This is a genomic window from Kitasatospora sp. MBT63 (assembly GCF_000710465.2).
GTDB lineage: Bacteria > Actinomycetota > Actinomycetes > Streptomycetales > Streptomycetaceae > Kitasatospora.
This window is the reverse complement of sequence record NZ_JAIZ01000651.1, coordinates 1-2,475: the sequence shown is the minus strand read 5'-3', so window position 1 is coordinate 2,475 and position 2,475 is coordinate 1. Positions and strand designations below refer to the sequence as shown.

1 protein-coding gene is annotated in these 2,475 nt (G+C 76.2%); it reads left to right on the top strand.

The features are described from left to right. The first annotated feature begins 244 nt into the window (after positions 1-244). On the top strand, positions 245-2,308 hold the full coding sequence (locus tag AA75_RS34185; RefSeq protein ID WP_033824248.1) for a SpoIIE family protein phosphatase: 2,064 nt from the start codon (positions 245-247) through the stop codon (positions 2,306-2,308). Positions 2,309-2,475: the final 167 nt, after the last annotated feature.

The following is a 2,475-nucleotide window of genomic DNA, read 5'->3' as shown; positions in this document are numbered from 1 at the left end:
GAACCCTTCAACGGGCATCAGCTCCGCCACCGCTCCGGCAGCGGCCCGGGCAGGGCGGCCCGGCGCTCGCCTGATCGGCCCAGCCGGATCGCCGCGCCCGGGCCGCAGGGTGAGGCTGGCCCCGGGCGTGCGGCCCCGCCGCCCGCCCGCGCCCCGGGCGTGCGGGGGCGAGTCGCACCACCCGTCCCGACGAGAGCGGAGCACCGTGAGCCCCCACCCGCACCCCGTCCCAGGACCGGGTGGCGTGGACGCCGCAGTCCTCGACGCGCTGTTCACCCAGTCGCCGGTCGGCCTGCACGTCCTCGACCCCCGGCTGCGGCTGGTACGGGTCAACACCGCCGCGTACCGCATCAACGACTTCCGCATCCACGAGATGCTCGGCAGACCGCTCTGGGACATCCTCACCGCCTTCCAGGTGCCCTCCCCGGACGAGGTCGAGGCACTGGCCCGCGAGATCCTGGAGACCGGCACCCCCGTCCTCGACCTGCGCCTGCACATCGCCGGCCGCGACCCCGCCGTCGAGGCCGTGATGTCCGTCTCCGGGTTCCGGCTCGAGGACCCCGACGGAACGGTGCTCGGCCTGGCCACCTCGCTCACCGACATCACCGAACGCACCCGCGCCGAGGAGCGCCTGCGCCTGCTGGAGAAGGCGGCGGGCACGGTCGGGACGACGCTCGACACCTTCCGTACGGCGCAGGAACTGTGCGACCTCGCACTGCCCGGCTTCGCGGACAGCGCCGCCGTCGACGTCCTCGACCTCGTCCTGCGCGGGGACGCGGTGCCGGCCGGGGCCTGCTGCGGCAACGCCACCGTGCGCCGCGCGGGCTTCCGCTCCGCGTCCGGCCGCCACCGCGAGGGCGTGCCGCGGGTCGGCGAGGTCGACACCTACCCCGGCGGCACCCCGCACTGGGACGTCCTCACCCGCCTGCGGCCCCGGCTGATCCGGCGGATGGGCGCCCACACCCACTGGCTGGACCCCACCCGGCCGCGCGACGCCCGGCTGCTCGCGGCCGGCGTCCACTCGATGATGGTGGTCCCGTTGCGCGCCCGCCGCGTCGTCCTCGGCCTGGTCAGCTTCTACCGCTGGCACAACCAGGTCCCGTTCGGCCGCGCCGACCTGGCCGTCGCCGAACTGCTCGCCTCCAGGGCCGCCCTGTCCATCGACAACGCCCGCCTCTACCAGCGCGAACACTCCGCCGCCCGGATCCTGCGGTCCCACCCGCACCGGCCCCCGGACCTCACCGGCGCCGCCGCCGACACCGCCGGCGCCTACCTCCCGGCCGCGTTCGGCGGCGCCTTCGTCGACGTCATCCCGCTCTCCGGCGCCAGGGTCGCACTGGTCGCCGGCGACACCACCGGACGGAAGTCGTCCGACGCCGCCCAGGCCATGGGCGAGCTGCGGGCCGCCCTCACGGCCCTGTCCGACCTCGACCTCGCCCCCGACGAGATCCTCCACCGGCTCCACGACCTGGCCAACGGCCCCGAACAGGACCCCGAACCGGGCGGCGTCCGCCCCGCCTTCGACACCCCCGCGACCGCCACCTGCCTCTACCTCATCTACGACCCCGTGACCCGGCTGTGCACCATGGCCAACGCCGGCCACGCCCTCCCCGTCCTCGCCCACGCCGGCGGCGCGACCGAACACCTGGAGATGCCCCGGGGACCGGCCCTCGGCCGCGGCATCGCCCACTACCCGCTCGCCGAACGCGTCCTGCCCGAAGGCGCCACCCTGCTCCTGCACACCACCGCGCTGCTCCCCGCCGACGGCCCCGCCCACCGCCTCCCGCTCGACCTGCTGCCCCCCGTCCCGGCCGGCCCCACCCCGCCGCTGCAGGAGACCTGCGAAGCCGTCCTCGCCGCCATCGCCCCGGCCCGCCCACGGCACGACGCCGCCCTCCTGCTCGCCCGCACCCACCAACTCGACCGCCGCCACACCGTGTCCTGGACCCTCGACAACCGGCCGCAGGTCGTCTCCGAGGCGCGGAAGCTGATCCGCGACCAGCTGGCGGCCTGGTCCCTCGACACCCTCGCCGACACCACCCAGCTGATCGCCAGCGAGCTGATCACCAACGCCGTCCGCTACGCCGACGGCCCGATCGACCTGCGCCTGATCCGCGACCACACGCTGATCTGCGAGGTCACCGACGACAGCAGCACCGCCCCCCAGCTGCGCCGCGCGCTCGACAGCGACGAACACGGGCGCGGCCTGTTCATCACCGCCCAGCTCACCGACCGCTGGGGCGTGCGCCCGACCGGCCGGGGGAAGACCATCTGGGCCGAGCAGCCGCTGGCGGCGGACGACGCGTGACACCTCCCGGGCGGGCCGCCCCGGGCCCGTCACCCGGGCGGTCGGCGCGGGTCGCCCCGCCCCCGGCGCTCCGAAAGGCTGGGACCTCCCGCTGTCCCCGCCCCTCCCCAGGAGACCCAGCACCATGGCCATGACCCCGCCCGTCCGCCCCCGCCGCCCGTGGGCGG